12 protein-coding genes are annotated in these 15,114 nt (G+C 64.1%); 5 read left to right on the forward strand and 7 right to left on the reverse strand.

Features of this window, described 5'->3' with window-relative positions; all coding sequences use genetic code 11:
* Positions 1-19: 19 nt before the first annotated feature.
* Positions 20-1,201, reverse strand: a complete 1,182-nt coding sequence (locus tag GYB81_RS16975) for an O-antigen ligase family protein (protein ID WP_233787606.1) — start codon at positions 1,199-1,201, stop codon at positions 20-22.
* A gap of 109 nt (positions 1,202-1,310) precedes the next feature.
* On the opposite strand from GYB81_RS16975, the gene GYB81_RS16980 reads away from it, so the two are divergent.
* From GYB81_RS16980 to GYB81_RS17000, 5 genes are all read left to right on the forward strand, one after another.
* Positions 1,311-2,207, forward strand: coding sequence for a GNAT family N-acetyltransferase (locus GYB81_RS16980; protein ID WP_161864674.1), 897 nt, complete (start codon positions 1,311-1,313; stop codon positions 2,205-2,207).
* A gap of 4 nt (positions 2,208-2,211) precedes the next feature.
* Positions 2,212-3,633 (forward strand): PIG-L deacetylase family protein, encoded by a 1,422-nt coding sequence (locus GYB81_RS16985; RefSeq protein ID WP_161864675.1) that lies wholly within the window; start codon positions 2,212-2,214, stop codon positions 3,631-3,633.
* A gap of 81 nt (positions 3,634-3,714) precedes the next feature.
* Positions 3,715-5,154 (forward strand): bifunctional D-glycero-beta-D-manno-heptose-7-phosphate kinase/D-glycero-beta-D-manno-heptose 1-phosphate adenylyltransferase HldE, encoded by a 1,440-nt coding sequence (hldE, locus tag GYB81_RS16990; RefSeq protein ID WP_161864676.1) that lies wholly within the window; start codon positions 3,715-3,717, stop codon positions 5,152-5,154.
* A gap of 142 nt (positions 5,155-5,296) precedes the next feature.
* Positions 5,297-6,577 (forward strand): acyl-CoA dehydrogenase family protein, encoded by a 1,281-nt coding sequence (locus tag GYB81_RS16995; RefSeq protein ID WP_161864677.1) that lies wholly within the window; start codon positions 5,297-5,299, stop codon positions 6,575-6,577.
* A gap of 14 nt (positions 6,578-6,591) precedes the next feature.
* Positions 6,592-7,803 carry an acyl-CoA dehydrogenase family protein gene (locus GYB81_RS17000; protein ID WP_161864678.1) on the forward strand — a complete coding sequence of 404 codons (1,212 nt, stop codon included), beginning with the start codon at positions 6,592-6,594 and terminating at the stop codon, positions 7,801-7,803.
* A 47-nt stretch (positions 7,804-7,850) separates the two neighbouring features.
* Here GYB81_RS17000 and GYB81_RS17005 read toward each other — a convergent pair whose 3' ends face one another.
* The 6 genes from GYB81_RS17005 to GYB81_RS17030 all read right to left on the reverse strand — a co-directional run bounded on the left by GYB81_RS17005 (position 7,851) and on the right by GYB81_RS17030 (position 15,026).
* Positions 7,851-8,573, reverse strand: a complete 723-nt coding sequence (locus tag GYB81_RS17005) for a PqiC family protein (protein WP_161864679.1) — start codon at positions 8,571-8,573, stop codon at positions 7,851-7,853.
* Between the two features lie 166 nt (positions 8,574-8,739).
* Positions 8,740-10,989: a DNA topoisomerase IV subunit A gene (parC, locus tag GYB81_RS17010; RefSeq protein ID WP_161864680.1), complete on the reverse strand. Its 2,250-nt coding sequence runs from the start codon at positions 10,987-10,989 to the stop codon at positions 8,740-8,742.
* A 7-nt stretch (positions 10,990-10,996) separates the two neighbouring features.
* Positions 10,997-11,482, reverse strand: coding sequence for a retropepsin-like aspartic protease family protein (locus tag GYB81_RS17015; RefSeq protein ID WP_249186629.1), 486 nt, complete (start codon positions 11,480-11,482; stop codon positions 10,997-10,999).
* 35 nt (positions 11,483-11,517) lie between these two features.
* The gene (locus tag GYB81_RS17020; RefSeq protein WP_161864682.1) at positions 11,518-12,501 is read right to left on the reverse strand and encodes an esterase-like activity of phytase family protein; all 984 of its coding nucleotides are present in this window, start codon (positions 12,499-12,501) and stop codon (positions 11,518-11,520) included.
* Entirely contained in the window at positions 12,501-14,399 is a 1,899-nt protein-coding gene (parE, locus tag GYB81_RS17025; protein WP_161864683.1) for a DNA topoisomerase IV subunit B, read from the reverse strand. The genes GYB81_RS17020 and parE overlap by 1 nt, the downstream gene beginning before the upstream one ends.
* Before the next feature lie 15 nt (positions 14,400-14,414).
* On the reverse strand, positions 14,415-15,026 hold the full coding sequence (locus tag GYB81_RS17030; RefSeq protein ID WP_161864684.1) for a YqiA/YcfP family alpha/beta fold hydrolase: 612 nt from the start codon (positions 15,024-15,026) through the stop codon (positions 14,415-14,417).
* Between the last annotated feature and the right edge of the window lie 88 nt (positions 15,027-15,114).

The raw sequence follows: 15,114 nt of genomic DNA on the forward strand, positions 1-15,114 counted from the left end.
TGCGCCGCGTTGATTCGTCTCATGCCTGGGTCTGTCGGTGTCGGATGGAAAGGGCGCCCAACAATGCCAATGGAATCCAGATCAGAAACCAGCTTTCATTGGGGCGTGACAGATAATTGCCGCCTTCGGTCAGGCCAGCGCATAAGCCATAGATCAGTAGTGCCGAAGCGATCTGGAATTGTGGCAGCGCGCGCAGCTGCAGGCAGCGCACCAGCGCGAACCCGTACATGACCGTCCATACACCAAGCCCGATCATGCCCAGTTCGAGAAGAACTGCAAGCTCGACGTTATGAGGATCGTGAAGAAGGTGTCCGACGCCGCGGATATCGAACTCGAACTTGCTTTCATAACCGGCGCCTAGCCAAAAATGTTGACCAGCCTGGTGCCAGGCGTCACTCCACAATTCAGGGCGGAATGACATGCCGCGCTGCAGAATAATTTCTGGCGCGACGAGATAGGCTGCGCCTGCGCCGAGCAGCAGTGCAGTAACGAGATATACGGCCCGTTTGCCACTCATCAAAAGCATCCAGATACTGGTCAGGTATAACCCCATCAGCGGTGTGCGTGAGCCCGTGGCGAGCAGTGCAGCCAGCAGAGGCATCGCCATTGCTAGCGGCAGCCAGTCGTGACGCTCGTTGCGCGACAGCCACACCGCGACCCAGTAGGTGCACAGGAAGCCGAGAACGTGAGAGGTTAGCAAGGGGTTGCGCAGGGCGCCGGTTCCGATCAATCGCGCACTCGGCGTTGCGCTGTGCAGGAACCAGGCGACATTGATTAGGGCGGCCAGTGCACCGATTGCAGCGCTGAGGCGCAGCGTCTTCAGCAGCAGGTCCTCGCTCTTAAGAGCGATTAGTGCACAGCCTATGAACAGCATCAACACATAGAGGGGGCGCTTGGCTAGGCTGCCTATTCCATCATCAGTGCGGCTCCAGCTCATGCTGATCAGCAGCCACGCGCTAAACGCCAGAAAGCCGAGGATCACCGGATCGCGCAGGATGGCCTTCATCTGAGCGGGTGCAAGCAGGATTGCCAGCAGGGCGGGGGCCGCGCTGAGCGCGTAATAGAGTTTCGTGTACAGACTGCCGTCGGGTACCCAGAACAGGCCTGTCAGCAAAACCAGATATCCCCCCACAAGCCAGCGGCTAGTAATGAAATCGTGAACTCGCAGGCGAATGGCGCGAGGCTGGGAATGAAGGTGCACCCGAAATCCTAAGCATTGATGGAAAGCGTCTATGTTAAAGCATCGTTGGGGTGAGGGGCAGCGACCACGTGTTAAGCTGTGCGACCTTTTCGTTTGAGCCGAATGCTTGATGTTCAACCCCTTACAACGCTGGCGCGAGCGTGGCTGGCGCCCAATCAGCGCTGACCTTTATGCACAGACTTGGGCACGTTTGGGTGGCAGTGTGATGACTCATCCGGAGGTGGTATCGCGGCTTTCAGCGCTGGCGGGTATCCCTGTGCGTTATCTGGGCTGGCCGCTGCAGGAAGAGTTGCAGGCCGCGGTTCCGGTATGGGGCAGCCACCTGGCGTTGTCACGCGATGTGCTCAAGCGTCAGGGCCGACGGGATCTGTTCGATCTGGGCAATGCCGAGGTTATATTGCCGATCAAGGCAGGTGCGATGGCTCCGGTTCGGCAACGCATGCGTTATGTGGCCGCCCTCCATGAAGGTGGGATATCGACACTGCGCAAACAGCGGGAAGAGTTGGCCCTGGCGCGCCAGCCAGAGGAATACGGCAAGAAGTTCCGCTACAACCAGCGGCGCGAGTTGCGAATGCTGGAAGAGGCGGGTGGTGAAATCCTGCCGGTTTCAGGCCTGTCCCCCGATGCCCTGGCCGCCATCTACACGGAACTGTTCGAAAAAAGGTGGGGCTTCGATGTCCCTGGCAAGCAGCACCTGGGCGAAGTGTTCGAGGCGCTGAAGGACTTTCTCTGGGGCAGTTATCTGCAACTGGACGGAAAGCCCATAGCCGTTCAGGTACTGTACAGGGTCGAATCGCCAGACTGGATCAGCATCGAATACATCAACGGCGGCGTCGATCCAGCCTCCCGTGATTTCAGTCCCGGCAGCGTGCTCAGCTTCATCAATACGCAGAACGCATGGGAGGACGCACACGCGAGAGGAAAACCGCTGCGCTACTCATTCGGCCGGGCCGATGTGGAATACAAGGATCGTTGGTGTAATCGCCATCCCGTTTTTCAGGTGTAAATGAATGGAAGCACGCAAGCAGCAATTGGTACGTCGGCATCGGCGTAACAAGCGCATCCTTATGGTCGTGGCGTTGCCGATTCTGGTAGCCCTGGACTGGTTCGGGTCATGGGGCACCGCCCCGGTGGTACTGCTGTTAGCCTGGATCGCCCACGAGGCCTGGTTTTCCGATCATCTTTTCTACTCCCCCCGCGATGACTATCGCCATGCCTTTCCGTCAGAAACCCTGAGCTTGCCGGTTCTGCTCGACCGCAAGGGGCAGGTATCCCCGAATGGTGCTGTATTGCCCGACGATGCCGACACCCTGGTGCTGGCGGTGCACGTTCGCAGCGATTGGCTTGGCCGCTACCTCGATCCTCATGTGCTCATCGGCGAGGGCGAAGCGCAGGATCGACAGGATTTCGAGCGGGGCGTCAATGGTGTGCGCTTTCTCAATCTGTCAGGCTGCCTGTCGTCGCTGCGCAGCGGGCAGTTGCGGCTGCGTGGGCGTTTCTGCCGGTTAGGTCGTGAGGCGACCCTGTATTGCTTCAACAATCCCGATTATTCGCGGCGGCGGGTGATGGTGCTCGCGCCTCATGCCGATGATGCCGAACTCGCGGCATTTGGTCTTTACAGCCGCACCAGCGAGGTGTCCATCGTCACCTTGACCCAGGGGGAGATTGAGGCCGACTTCTACCGTCGCCTCGGTCTCAGCGATGCTGCTGCGGCCCGTCTCAAGGGACGGCTGCGTAGTTGGAGCAGCCAGACGGTGCCGCTGTGGGGCGGTGTCGAGCCCAGTCGTTGCGTCCAGCTGGGCTACTACTGCATGCAGCTGCGGCATATGGAGGCTGAGCCGTCGATGCCCTTCGCCTCACGTGAATCCGGCGATTCCGATATCCGAAGCGTGCGCCGCTTCAATGCGATGAAGTTGCCCGGCGATGTGGATGGCGCTCCCACCTGGCATAACCTCACGGCCGATCTTGCCGCTTTGCTGGAACATTTCAAACCCGAAGTCGTGGTACTCCCGCATCCTGAGCTCGACCCTCATCCCGACCACATCCAGGCAGGGCGTGCGTTGCGCCAGGCTATCGAGCAAAGTGGCTGGCAGCCGGATGTGCAGTTGCTCTATGCCAACCACCTGGCCGACAACGATCGTTGGCCTATGGGGCCCGCGGGCAACGGTATCGCTCTACCGCCGTGCATCGAGCCTTTGCCGGCCGACAAGCTCTGGTGCCTGCTGCTAGAGGATCATGTGCTGGTCGACAAGAGCCAGGCACTGGCAATGCAGCATGACCTGCAAACCCCGCTGGCCTTCAAGAAGCGTCTGCGTCGTTTCATTCAGTGGTGTCTGGCTGCACGCCGCTGGCCACAGGCAGGTGAAGACGAGTTCTTCCGCAAGGCTGTACGTCGGCACGAGCTGTTCTGGGTTCGCCCCTTCGACCACTGACGCATGCTGAACAGCTCGCGGCGGTGCACGATGGCCGATGTGTTATTCTCCGCGGCGATTTTGCAATCCCGGAGTTTCCGCATGAAATTATCCATGCCCCGTTACGACCAAGCCCCCGTCCTCGTGGTGGGCGACGTCATGCTTGACCGCTACTGGCATGGCGGCACCTCGCGGATTTCCCCGGAAGCCCCGGTGCCCGTGGTGCGTGTCGACCAGATCGAGGATCGCCCCGGCGGGGCTGCCAACGTGGCGCTGAACATCGCCGCTCTCGGTGCGCCGGCGCTGTTGGTCGGGGTTACAGGCGAGGACGAGGCCGCCGACAGTCTCACCGATAGCCTGCGTGGCGCCGGGGTGCAGGCGCATTTCCAGCGCATCGAGGATCAGCCGACCATCGTCAAGCTGCGCGTCATGAGCCGGCACCAGCAGTTGCTGCGCATGGATTTCGAGGAACCCTTCAATACCGATGCTGCGGCCATGGCGCGCGAGGTCGAGGGGCTGCTCGCCGGGGTCAAGGTGCTGGTGCTCTCGGACTACGGCAAGGGCGCGCTGCAGAATCATCAGGCGCTGATCCAGGCCGCGCGCAAGAAGGGCATCCCGGTGCTGGCCGACCCCAAGGGCAAGGACTTCTCCATCTACCGTGGCGCCAGCCTGATCACGCCGAATCTGCACGAGTTCGAAACCATCGTCGGTGGCTGTGCCGATGAGGCCGAGCTGGTCAGCAAGGGTGCCAGGCTGATGCGTGAACTGGAGCTGGGTGCGTTGCTGGTCACCCGTGGCGAGCACGGCATGACCCTGCTGCGCCCCGAACATGCGCCGCTGCATCTGCCGGCCCGGGCCCGCGAGGTGTTCGACGTGACCGGCGCCGGTGATACGGTGATCTCCACTCTGGCCGCGTCCATCGCAGCCGGTGAGGAGCTGCCGCAGGCCGTGGCCCTGGCCAACCTGGCTGCCGGCATCGTCGTCGGCAAGCTCGGTACGGCCGCCATCAGTGCGCCGGAATTGCGCCGAGCGGTACAGCGCGAGGAAGGCTCCGAGCGCGGCGTGCTGAGCCTCGACCAACTGCTAATCGCCATCGAGGATGCCCGCGCCCATGGCGAGAAGATCGTTTTCACCAACGGCTGCTTCGACATCCTCCACGCCGGTCACGTGACCTATCTGGAACAGGCGCGTGCCCAGGGCGACCGTCTGATCGTGGCGATCAACGATGACGCCTCGGTCAGCCGCCTGAAGGGACCGGGCCGGCCGATCAATGCCGTCGATCGTCGCATGGCGGTGCTCGCCGGTCTCGGTGCGGTGGACTGGGTGGTGAGCTTCGGCGAAGACACCCCCGAGCGCCTGCTCAAGCAGGTGCAGCCGGACGTGCTGGTCAAGGGCGGCGACTATGGCATCGACCAAGTGGTCGGCGCCGATATCGTTCAGGCCTATGGCGGCGAAGTGCGCGTGCTCGGGCTGGTGGAGAACAGCTCCACCACCGCCATCGTCGAGAAGATCCAGGGTAGGAGTGGCTTTAGCCGCGAATAGGGGCGGGGCCAGCGCCCCACCCGCGGCCCCGCCGTACCCAGGCGCTTGACCAGTCTGCCAACTGTACCTGGCTGACTGGTCATAGGCACTTGCCCGCCCTGACTTCATCATCGATGGCATCCCTCATGTGGAGTGAGATGCCATGACCGTCGATGTACAGGGCCAGGCCCTGAGCGTGCTGAGCAAGCTGGCCCAGGCCGACTGGCCGGATCGGCTCAAGGTGCGCAAATCCTTCGAGAAACTCGTCTACAGCGGCAGCCGTGCCAGCTTCCGCTTCGCTGCCGGCCGCGCGGCCAGCAAGCCGCGAGATGCTCGGTCTGCGCCTGAGGATCTGTTCGATCTGTCGCTATCCGACGAACAGCGGATGCTGGTGGACATGCTCCAGGGCTTCGCGCTGGAGGTACTGCGCCCTGCTGCGCACGAGGCCGATGCCCAGGCGAGCGTGCCGGCTGCGCTGATCGATCAGGCGCGTGAGTTGGGCCTGGCGCACTATGGCGTCAGCGAGGCCCACGGTGGGCTTGCCGGTGAGCGCACGGTTTTGAGCAATGCGCTGATCGCCGAGAGTCTGGCGCAAGGCGACTTTTCCCTGGCCGCTGCCTTGCTGGTGCCACTGTCCGCCGCCAATTGCCTTCGTCGCTGGGGCAGTTCGGCGCAGCAGGCCGCCTGGTTGCCGGCATTCGTCAGCGAAGACGGGGCGCCACCCTTCGCGCTGGCGGTTAGCGAGCCTGGTGTGCTGAATGATCCGGCTCGGCCCGCCACGCGGGCGCGCAAGCGCGGCAAACACTATCTGCTCGATGGCGAAAAGGCGCTGGTGATCGCCGGTCTGGATGCCAGTCGCCTGATCGTCAGCGCCCAGGCCAGTGATGGCCCGGCATTGTTCGTCGTCGATGCGGCGAGCAAGGGAGTCAGTCGTCGCGCCGAACCAGGCATGGGGCTCAAGGCGTGCGGCCTGGCACGTATTCAGCTTAAAGGCGTCAAGGCGCCGAGCGATTGCCGACTTGCCGGCGAGGGGTTCGACTTCCCGGCTTTTCTCGATTACTCGGCATTGGCGTTCTGCGCCCTTGCCGTGGGTACGGCGCAGGCTGCATTGGATTATGTGACGACCTACTGCAACGAGCGCCATGCCTTCGGTGAGCCCATCAGCCATCGCCAGGGCGTGGCCTTCATGGTGGCCGACATCGCCATCGAGCTCGACGCCATGCGCCTGCTGACCTGGCGCGCCTGCGCTCGCGCCGAGGCGGGCCTGCCATTTCGCCGCGAGGCCTATCTGGCGCGCCTGCTCTGCGCCGAGAAAGCGATGAAGATCGGCTCCGATGCGGTGCAACTGCTCGGTGGTCATGGTTTTACCCAAGAGCATCCGGTCGAGCGCTGGTATCGCGATCTGCGCAGCGTTGCCGTACTGGCTGGCGGCCTTCATCTCTGAACAGGCGGGTAATCATGAATCTGGAAACTCCGAAAAAATTCCGCGGCCTGCAGCACCAGGCCGGGCAAGTGGCCAAGCACTACTTTCGGCCGATTTCGCGCAAGTACGACAAGGCCGAGCACGCCTACCCGAAGGAGCTGGACTTGCTCGCCGCACTGCTCGATGGCATGAACGAAGGTTCGCCCAATGCCGTCGGTGCCGGTTCGGCGAGCAAGCGCGGCGCCGCTCGTGAGCAACAGGAGGGCATCAAGAACGGCGGCAACATGGCTGCACTGCTCGGGGTGATGGAGTTGTGCTGGGGCGATGTCGGCCTGCTGCTGGCCATGCCGCGGCAGGGGCTGGGCAATGCGGCCATCGCGGCGGTAGCCAATGACGAGCAACTGGCGCGCTTTGGCAAGACCTGGGCGGCCATGGCCATTACCGAGCCTGGCTGCGGCTCGGATTCGGCGGCGATTCGCACCACGGCGGTGAAGGATGGCGATCACTACGTAATCAACGGCGAGAAGATCTACGTCACCTCGGGTGAGCGCGCCGATGCCGTGGTGGTCTGGGCCAGCCTCGACCGCAGCCTTGGGCGCGCGGCGATCAAGTCCTTCGTGGTGGAGAAGGGCACCCCGGGCATGACGGTCACCCGCCTGGAGAAGAAGCTGGGCATCAAGGCGTCGGACACGGCGTCGATCAGCTTCAGCGACTGCCGGGTACCGGCGGCCAACCTCCTGGGCAACGCCGAAATCGACGTGCAGAAGGGCTTTGCCGGGGTCATGGAGACCTTCGACAACACCCGACCACTGGTCGCCGGCATGGCGGTCGGTGTGGCGCGCGCAGCGCTGGAACGTACCCGTGAGCTACTGAGCAAGGCCGGTTGTCGCTTCGACTACGCCAAGCCGCTGCTCAGCGCCAGCCATGCCGAGGCCACCTTGTATCGCCTGGAGGCGGAATGGGAGGCCGCGCGCCTGCTGACGCTGAAGGCGGCGTGGATGGCTGACAACAAGCTGCCCAATTCCAAGGAGGCCTCCATTGCCAAGGCCAAGGCCGGGCGTGTGGCCAGCGAAGTGACGCTCAAGTGCGTGGAGCTGGCTGGCGTTTTGGGTTACGGCGAAGACGAACTGCTGGAGAAGTGGGCACGTGATTCGAAGATTCTCGACATCTTCGAAGGTACCCAGCAGATCCAGCTGCTGATCGTCGCCCGGCGGCTGTTGGGCAAGAGTTCCAGTGAACTCAAGTAGAGCCTACACCGCGACCTGAAAAAAAGCCCGCATCTGCGGGCTTTTGTTTAGAAACGGAAGACTTCCGTGTCGATCTTGATCGGTTCTGCAACCGGAATCTTCGGCCCGGCGGTAGCAGGCTCCTGCGGTTTGGCTTTGGCTACCGGAGGCTTTTTGCGCGTCGGCTCAGGCGCAGGGTCAGCGGCTGCAACCGGTTGAATGGCCACTGCCATCTCTGCGGCCAGGCGCTGCAGCAGGGCGCTCTGCGCCTTGACCTGCTCGGCCAGGGGGCCCCCGTGCGGCTGTTCCAGACGGATCAGGCGGCTGTCGCGCAACTGTCCGCGACGGTCCAGCAGACGCCATTGCGCTTCGAGCACGGCAGGCTGGGTCGGGCCGGAATCCAGGCGAGTGATGGTCAGCATGACCTGCGCATCGGCGCTGAAGCCGGGGGCAGCCGGCGCCAGAACCAGGCGCTGGCTATCCAGGCGCCAGGCCAGCTGGCGCAACATCTGCTGGTCGATATCGTTGGCCAGGCCGCTGGCCCAGCGGGCATCCTGCGCGGCAACCAGGCTGCCATCGGCCTGGCGCTGCAACAGGTGCTGTTGGCGCAGATAATCGGCCACGCTGATCGGGCCGACCAGCACGGTCACACCGTTGTCCCTGGTCGGCGTTACCGCGTCGCCGCTGTCGAGTTGGTAAAGGGGTACCGGCTTCTGCTGCAGCAGGCTGCAACCGCTCAGCATCAGCAGCGCGGTCAGAAGCAGGACCATAGGGCGTACTACAGTCATCATCAATTCCAGGCAGCCGCTTCTGGGGCAGCTGCACATCGATCCCATATCATGCGGGGGTCATGGATGACCCGGGGCGCGTATCATCCGTCAAACCGCGCCGCGACTCCAGCCTTGGCTGCCTGCCGGTAGCGCGAATATCCCGGATGAACGGGGCGTGTCGCCGACGTTATTCCACCAGAAGCTGGTCGACGCGCTGGAAGCCGCGCGGCAGCTTGTTGCCACGGCGGCCGCGCTCGCCCTTGTAGTGCTCGAGGTCGTCGGCTTTGAGTGTCAGGGTACGCTTCCCGGCCTGCAAAACCAAACTGGAGCCGCTGGGCAGCACAGCCAGATCGGTCAGATATTCCTCGCGCGAGGCCACTCTATCGCCCGGGATGCCGATGATCTTGTTTCCCTTGCCTTTGCCCAGTTGCGGCAGATCGGTGACCTTGAACAGCAGCAGGCGGCCTTCTGTCGTCACCGCGGCCAGCCAGTCGTCTTCCAGGTTGGTGACCGGTTTGGGAGCAACCACCCTGGCGCCGTTGGGCAGGCTGAGCAGCGCCTTGCCGGCCTTGTTCTTGGCCTGCAGGTCCTCGCCCTTGACCACGAAGCCGTAGCCGGCGTCGGAGGCGATCACGTACAGCGCGTTGTCTTCCGGCAGCATCACGCATTCGAAGGTCGCGCCCGGTGGCGGGGTGAGGCGGCCGGTGAGCGGCTCGCCCTGGCCACGGGCCGAAGGCAGGCTGTGGGCGGTGAGCGAATAGCTGCGGCCGGTGGAGTCGATAAACACCGCGTACTGGTTCGAGCGTCCGGGCGCGGCGGCCTTGAAGCCGTCGCCGGCCTTGTAGGACAGGCCCGTGGCGTCGATGTCGTGGCCCTTCGCGCAGCGCACCCAGCCCTTTTCCGAAAGCACCACGGTGACCGGCTCGGTCGGCATCAGCTCGGTTTCCGAAAGCGCCTTGGCCTCGGCGCGGGCGACGATCGGCGAGCGACGGTCGTCGCCGTATTTTTCCGCGTCCTCGAGAATCTCCTTGCGCACCAGCTTTTTCAGCTTGGCTTCGCTGCCGAGCAGGGCCAGCAGCTTTTCGCGTTCCTTGGCCAGCTCGTCCTGCTCGCCGCGGATCTTCATCTCCTCCAGGCGCGCCAGCTGACGCAGGCGGGTGTCGAGGATGTAGTCGGCCTGCACGTCGGTGAGGCCGAAGGTCTCCATTAGCACCGGCTTGGGCGAATCCTCGGTGCGGATGATGCGGATCACTTCATCCAGGTTGAGGAAGGCGATCAGCAAGCCTTCCAACAGGTGCAGGCGCTTTTCCACCTTGTCCAGGCGGAACTGCAGGCGACGGCGCACGGTGCCGACGCGATATACCAGCCACTCGCTGAGCAGGGTGCGCAGGTCCTTGACCTGTGGCTTGCCGTCGAGGCCGATGACGTTGGTGTTGACCCGGTAGCTGGACTCCAGATCGGTGGTGGCGAACAGGTGGGTCATCAGCTCGTCAGCATCGACCCGGTTGGAGCGCGGGATGATGACGATGCGGGTCGGGTTCTCGTGGTCCGACTCGTCGCGCAGGTCGGCGACCATCGGCAGCTTCTTGGCCTGCATCTGTGCGGCGATCTGCTCCAGCACCTTGGCCCCGGAGACTTGGTGCGGCAGGGCGGTGACGACGATGTCGCCGTCCTCGACGCGATAGACGGCGCGCATGCGCACCGAGCCGCGGCCGCTCTCGTAGATCTTCAGCAGGTCGGCCTTGGGCGTGATGACCTCGGCTTCGGTGGGGAAGTCCGGGCCCTGGATATGCTCGCAGAGCTGCTCCACCGTGGCGCCGGGCTCGTCCAGCAGGCGCACGCAGGCGGTAGCCACCTCACGCAGATTGTGCGGCGGCACGTCGGTAGCCATGCCGACCGCAATACCCGTCGTGCCGTTGAGCAGCAGGTTGGGCAGGCGCGCCGGCAGCGTCGCCGGCTCGTTCAGGGTGCCGTCGAAGTTCGGTACCCAATCCACGGTGCCCTGGCCGAGTTCGCTCAGCAGCACCTCGGAATAACGCGACAAACGCGCCTCGGTGTAGCGCATGGCGGCGAAGGACTTTGGATCGTCCGGCGCACCCCAGTTGCCCTGGCCATCGACCAGGGTGTAGCGATAGGAGAACGGCTGCGCCATCAGCACCATGGCTTCGTAGCAGGCGATGTCGCCGTGCGGGTGGAACTTGCCGAGCACGTCGCCGACGGTACGCGCGGATTTCTTGTGCTTGGAGTCGGCATCCAGGCCCAACTCGCTCATGGCGTAGACGATACGGCGTTGCACGGGCTTCAGGCCGTCGCCGATATGCGGCAGGGCGCGGTCCATGATCACGTACATGGAGTAGTTGAGATAAGCCTGCTCGGTGAAATCGGCGAGTGACCGGCGTTCAACGCCTTCCAGGCTCAAATCGAGGGATTCGCTCATGCGGACCTCATTGCAAAGTTGATTGGCGCAGCACCAGGGTGCCGCCCTTCTGACTGAATTCGAGTTGTTTCAGGGCGCTCATGCCCAGCAGCACGTCGTCACCATCCATGCCGGGGGCGATCAGTGCCGCGACGTCACGCAGTTCGATATCGCCCAGGCGCAAGCTGTCCAGGCGGGTGCGGTGTCCCGTGGCGCGGCCGTTGGCGGTGCTGATGATGATTGGCGCGCCGCGTTGCAGGCCAAGACGCTCGGCCACCGCGCTGGGGATCGCCACCTGGGTGGCGCCGGTATCGAGCAGGAAGGTCACGTCATGCCCATCGATCTGCCCATTGACCACGTAATGCCCCTGGCGGCTGCTGGCCAGGCTTACTTCGACGAAACCGTCACCATGCACCGACTGCGGCATCTGGTTCGGATTGCGCTGGCGGTCCTCCCAGCCACCGAAGAAATGCGTGGCCAGCAGCAGGCCGGCGCCCCAGGCGAGCACCCACATCACGCGTCCGGCACGTTGGCCCGGCGTCTGTTCACTCACGGGCGTCGGCTCCAGCCGCCCTTGGGCGCCTTGAAACGCCAGACGATGGGGCGCTCTTCGCCATCGGCACGGGCCTGGCTGCCATTGTCGACGCCGATCCAGGCGCCGTCCTTGTCGATCCACAGCGCTTCGGCCATGCCGTAGTCCGGCGTATAGCGGCGCGGCTCGCTCAGGGCCTCGTTGGCGAACGACCAGCAGATCTCCGCGACACCGTCGCTCAGGGTGCGGCGGCAGATGCGATGAGCCTGGCGCTCCAGGGTGAAGAGCTTCTCGCCGAAATAGGCCAGGCCGGAGAAGTCGCGAGGGGCCGGATGACCGCCGAGCGCCTCCGGCGAGGGTTCCTCGCCGCTTTCGCTGGTCAGCACGCAGCCACCGGTGCAGCGCCAACTGCTACCACGGCGATGCAGCACGGTGAGGCCACGGCGGCGCTGTTCGGCGGCCAGCCACAGGCGTTCACCGGCCGGATCGACTGCGATGCCTTCGAACCCCTGATTGAAGTGCAGCAGCATGCCGCTGGCGCGGGCCTGGCGAACCAGGCCGCTGGGCAGGTTGAGCCACTGGGCGTTGCCGTTGCTGCTCACCTGCAAAACGGCGGCACGTGTCTCGCTGACCAAATAACGGTTGCCCTGGGCATCGCAGGACAGGCCTTCGAAATCCAGTTTGCCGCCCCTTACCAGGCCGGCCGCCCAGTTGCGCATGCGCAGGCCCCAGGGCAGGGCGCTGTCGGGCGGTTCCGGGGCGACGAAGGTTTCCGCTTCGGCGCGCAGCAGGTTGTCTTCGCGGTGCAACTGATAGACACGGTCGTCATCGCGGTCGGATACCGCCCACAGCGTCTCGCCGCACAGCGCCAGGCCGGACAGGTTGCCGCTGGGCATGTCCGTCACCGGATATTCGGCCTGTAATTGCAGTTCTTCCAGCACCACTGGCTCGGCATTCGCGACGCCGGCCAACAGACCGAGTGCAAGGAGATGATTACGCATCAGGCCAGTACCTCGGCCAGGTTGCCCTTGGTTTCCAGCCAGTTCTTGCGGTCACTGGCGCGTTTTTTCGCCAGCAGCATGTCCATCACTTCGCGGGTGCCCTCGAAATCGTCCAGGGTCAGCTGCACCAGGCGCCGCGTGTTCGGGTCCATGGTGGTTTCGCGCAGCTGCGGCGGGTTCATCTCGCCGAGGCCCTTGAAGCGGGTGACCTGCGGCTTGCCGCGGCGCTTCTCGGCCACCAGGCGGTCGAGGATGCCATCACGCTCGGCGTCGTCGAGGGCGTAGAAGATTTCCTTGCCCAGGTCGATGCGGTACAGCGGCGGCATGGCCACGTAGACGTGGCCGGCATCCACCAGCGTGCGGAAGTGACGGACGAACAGCGCGCAGAGCAGGGTGGCGATGTGCAGGCCGTCGGAGTCGGCGTCGGCGAGGATGCAGATCTTGCCGTAGCGCAGCCCGGAGAGATCGCTTGAGCCCGGATCGATACCGATGGCCACGGCGATATCGTGCACTTCCTGGCTGGCCAGCACTTCGCTGCCGTCCACTTCCCAGGTGTTCAGAATCTTGCCGCGCAGCGGCATGATGGCCTGGAATTCCTTGTCGCGCGCCTGCTTGGCGCTGCCGCCGGCCGAGTCGCCCTCCACCAGGAACAGCTCACAGCGCAGCGGGTTCTGCCCCGCGCAATCGGCCAGCTTGCCGGGCAGCGCCGGGCCCTGGGTGATCTTCTTGCGCTCGACCTTCTTGCCCGCCTTGAGGCGGCGGCCGGCGTTGCTGATGGCCAACTCGGCCAGTTGCAGGCCGGTTTCCGGGTTGGCGTTGAGCCACAGGCTGAAGGCATCCTTGACCACGCCGGAGACGAAGGCCGCGGCCTCACGCGAGGACAGGCGCTCCTTGGTCTGGCCGGAGAACTGCGCGTCCTGCATCTTCATCGAGAGGACGAAGGCGATGCGTTCCCAGACGTCTTCCGGAGCCAGCTTGACGCCGCGCGGCAGCAGGTTGCGGAACTCGCAGAACTCGCGCATGGCATCGAGCAGTCCCTGGCGCAGGCCGTTGACGTGGGTGCCGCCCTGGGCGGTGGGGATCAGGTTGACGTAGCTTTCCTGCACCGCATCGCCGCCTTCAGGCAGCCATAGCAGGGCCCAGTCGACCGCCTCCTTGTTGCCGGCCAGGGTGCCGCAGAACGGCTCGGCTGGCAGGCGCTCGAACTCGCTGACGGCATCGACCAGGTAGGAACGCAGGCCGTCCTCGAAATGCCATTCGACCTTCTCGCCAGCGGCCTTGTCCTCGAAAGTGACCGAGAGGCCCGGGCACAGCACGGCCTTGGCCTTGAGCACATGCTTGAGGCGGCTGACCGAGAACTTGAAGGAGTCGAAATACTTGGCGTCCGGCCAGAAGTGCACGCTGGTGCCGGTATTGCGTTTGCCGACCGTGCCGATGACCTCCAGCTCGCTGGCCTTGAAGCCATCGGCGAAGCTCATCTGGTACTCGTTGCCGTCACGCTTGACGGTCACCACCACGCGGGTCGACAGGGCATTGACCACGCTGATGCCGACGCCGTGCAGACCGCCGGAGAACTGGTAGTTCTTGTTGCTGAACTTGCCGCCGGCATGCAGCTTGGTGAGGATCAGCTCGACACCCGGCACACCTTCTTCCGGGTGGATGTCCACCGGCATGCCGCGGCCGTCGTCGAGCACCTCCAGCGAGTTGTCCTCGTGGAGGATTACCTGAATCGACTTGGCGTGCCCGGCCAGCGCTTCGTCGACGCTGTTGTCGATGACTTCCTGAGCCAGGTGGTTGGGGCGCGTGGTGTCGGTGTACATGCCCGGGCGCTTGCGCACCGGGTCGAGGCCGGAAAGGACTTCGATGGCGTCTGCGTTATAGGCGTTCTGCTGGGCCATAGGGTCTCTTGTTCATCAATTGAATACGGAAAAGTCGATATCGCGCCAGAGTGTGGCGTTAATACCGGCAAAAGCGAAGAGTATCGGCAGGCGCTCGGCGAACCCCTGGAAGCCATGGTCGCCACCGGCCTGGATGCGCAGGGCGCAGCCGCGGTAGTAGCGCTCGGCGTCACGGTAGTCGAGGGTTTCGTCGCCGGTTTGCAGCCACACCTGATATCGCGCGGGATCGCTCGGTGGCGGGACTTCGAGTTCGGCCAGAGCCTGAACGTGATCCTCGGTCAGGTCCCAGGTCTCGTCGCTGTAGTAGTTCTTCTGCGGGCCCAGGTAGCCGTCGAAACGCAGGTGCGGCTGTACGGCGGGGTTGATTAGAAGGGCCTTGAGCCCGTGCTGCTCGGCCAGGTAGGTGGCGTAATAGCCGCCCAGCGAGCTGCCCACCAGCACCGGCGCGCCAAGCTCGGCGACCAATGCCTGCAACTGAGCGATGGCCTGGCGTGGGTGGTGATGCAGTGCGGGCACGCGCAACTGCTTTTCCAGGCCGAGATGTGCCATGGCGCGGCTCAGCTGGCTGGCTTTGTGCGAGGCGGGCGAGCTGTTCAGGCCGTGTATATAGAGGATGGATGCGGTCATGGTGCGGGAGGCTACTACAAAAAACGGCGGTAGGCTTCAGGCGGCAGGCTACAGGCAAGAGCAAAGCGGTTTTCCTGCAGCCTGCGAC

It is taken from the genome of Pseudomonas yangonensis, from assembly GCF_009932725.1.
Classification (GTDB): domain Bacteria; phylum Pseudomonadota; class Gammaproteobacteria; order Pseudomonadales; family Pseudomonadaceae; genus Aquipseudomonas; species Aquipseudomonas yangonensis.

Coding starts and splice junctions, on each gene's coding strand:
- GYB81_RS16980 (WP_161864674.1), top strand. CDS start 1,311: ATGTTCAACCCCTTACAACGCTGGCGCGAGCGTGGCTGGCGCCCAATC.
- GYB81_RS16985 (WP_161864675.1), top strand. CDS start 2,212: ATGGAAGCACGCAAGCAGCAATTGGTACGTCGGCATCGGCGTAACAAG.
- hldE (WP_161864676.1), top strand. CDS start 3,715: ATGAAATTATCCATGCCCCGTTACGACCAAGCCCCCGTCCTCGTGGTG.
- GYB81_RS16995 (WP_161864677.1), top strand. CDS start 5,297: ATGACCGTCGATGTACAGGGCCAGGCCCTGAGCGTGCTGAGCAAGCTG.
- GYB81_RS17000 (WP_161864678.1), top strand. CDS start 6,592: ATGAATCTGGAAACTCCGAAAAAATTCCGCGGCCTGCAGCACCAGGCC.
- GYB81_RS17005 (WP_161864679.1), bottom strand. CDS start 8,573: ATGATGACTGTAGTACGCCCTATGGTCCTGCTTCTGACCGCGCTGCTG.
- parC (WP_161864680.1), bottom strand. CDS start 10,989: ATGAGCGAATCCCTCGATTTGAGCCTGGAAGGCGTTGAACGCCGGTCA.
- GYB81_RS17015 (WP_249186629.1), bottom strand. CDS start 11,482: ATGTGGGTGCTCGCCTGGGGCGCCGGCCTGCTGCTGGCCACGCATTTC.
- GYB81_RS17020 (WP_161864682.1), bottom strand. CDS start 12,501: ATGCGTAATCATCTCCTTGCACTCGGTCTGTTGGCCGGCGTCGCGAAT.
- parE (WP_161864683.1), bottom strand. CDS start 14,399: ATGGCCCAGCAGAACGCCTATAACGCAGACGCCATCGAAGTCCTTTCC.
- GYB81_RS17030 (WP_161864684.1), bottom strand. CDS start 15,026: ATGACCGCATCCATCCTCTATATACACGGCCTGAACAGCTCGCCCGCC.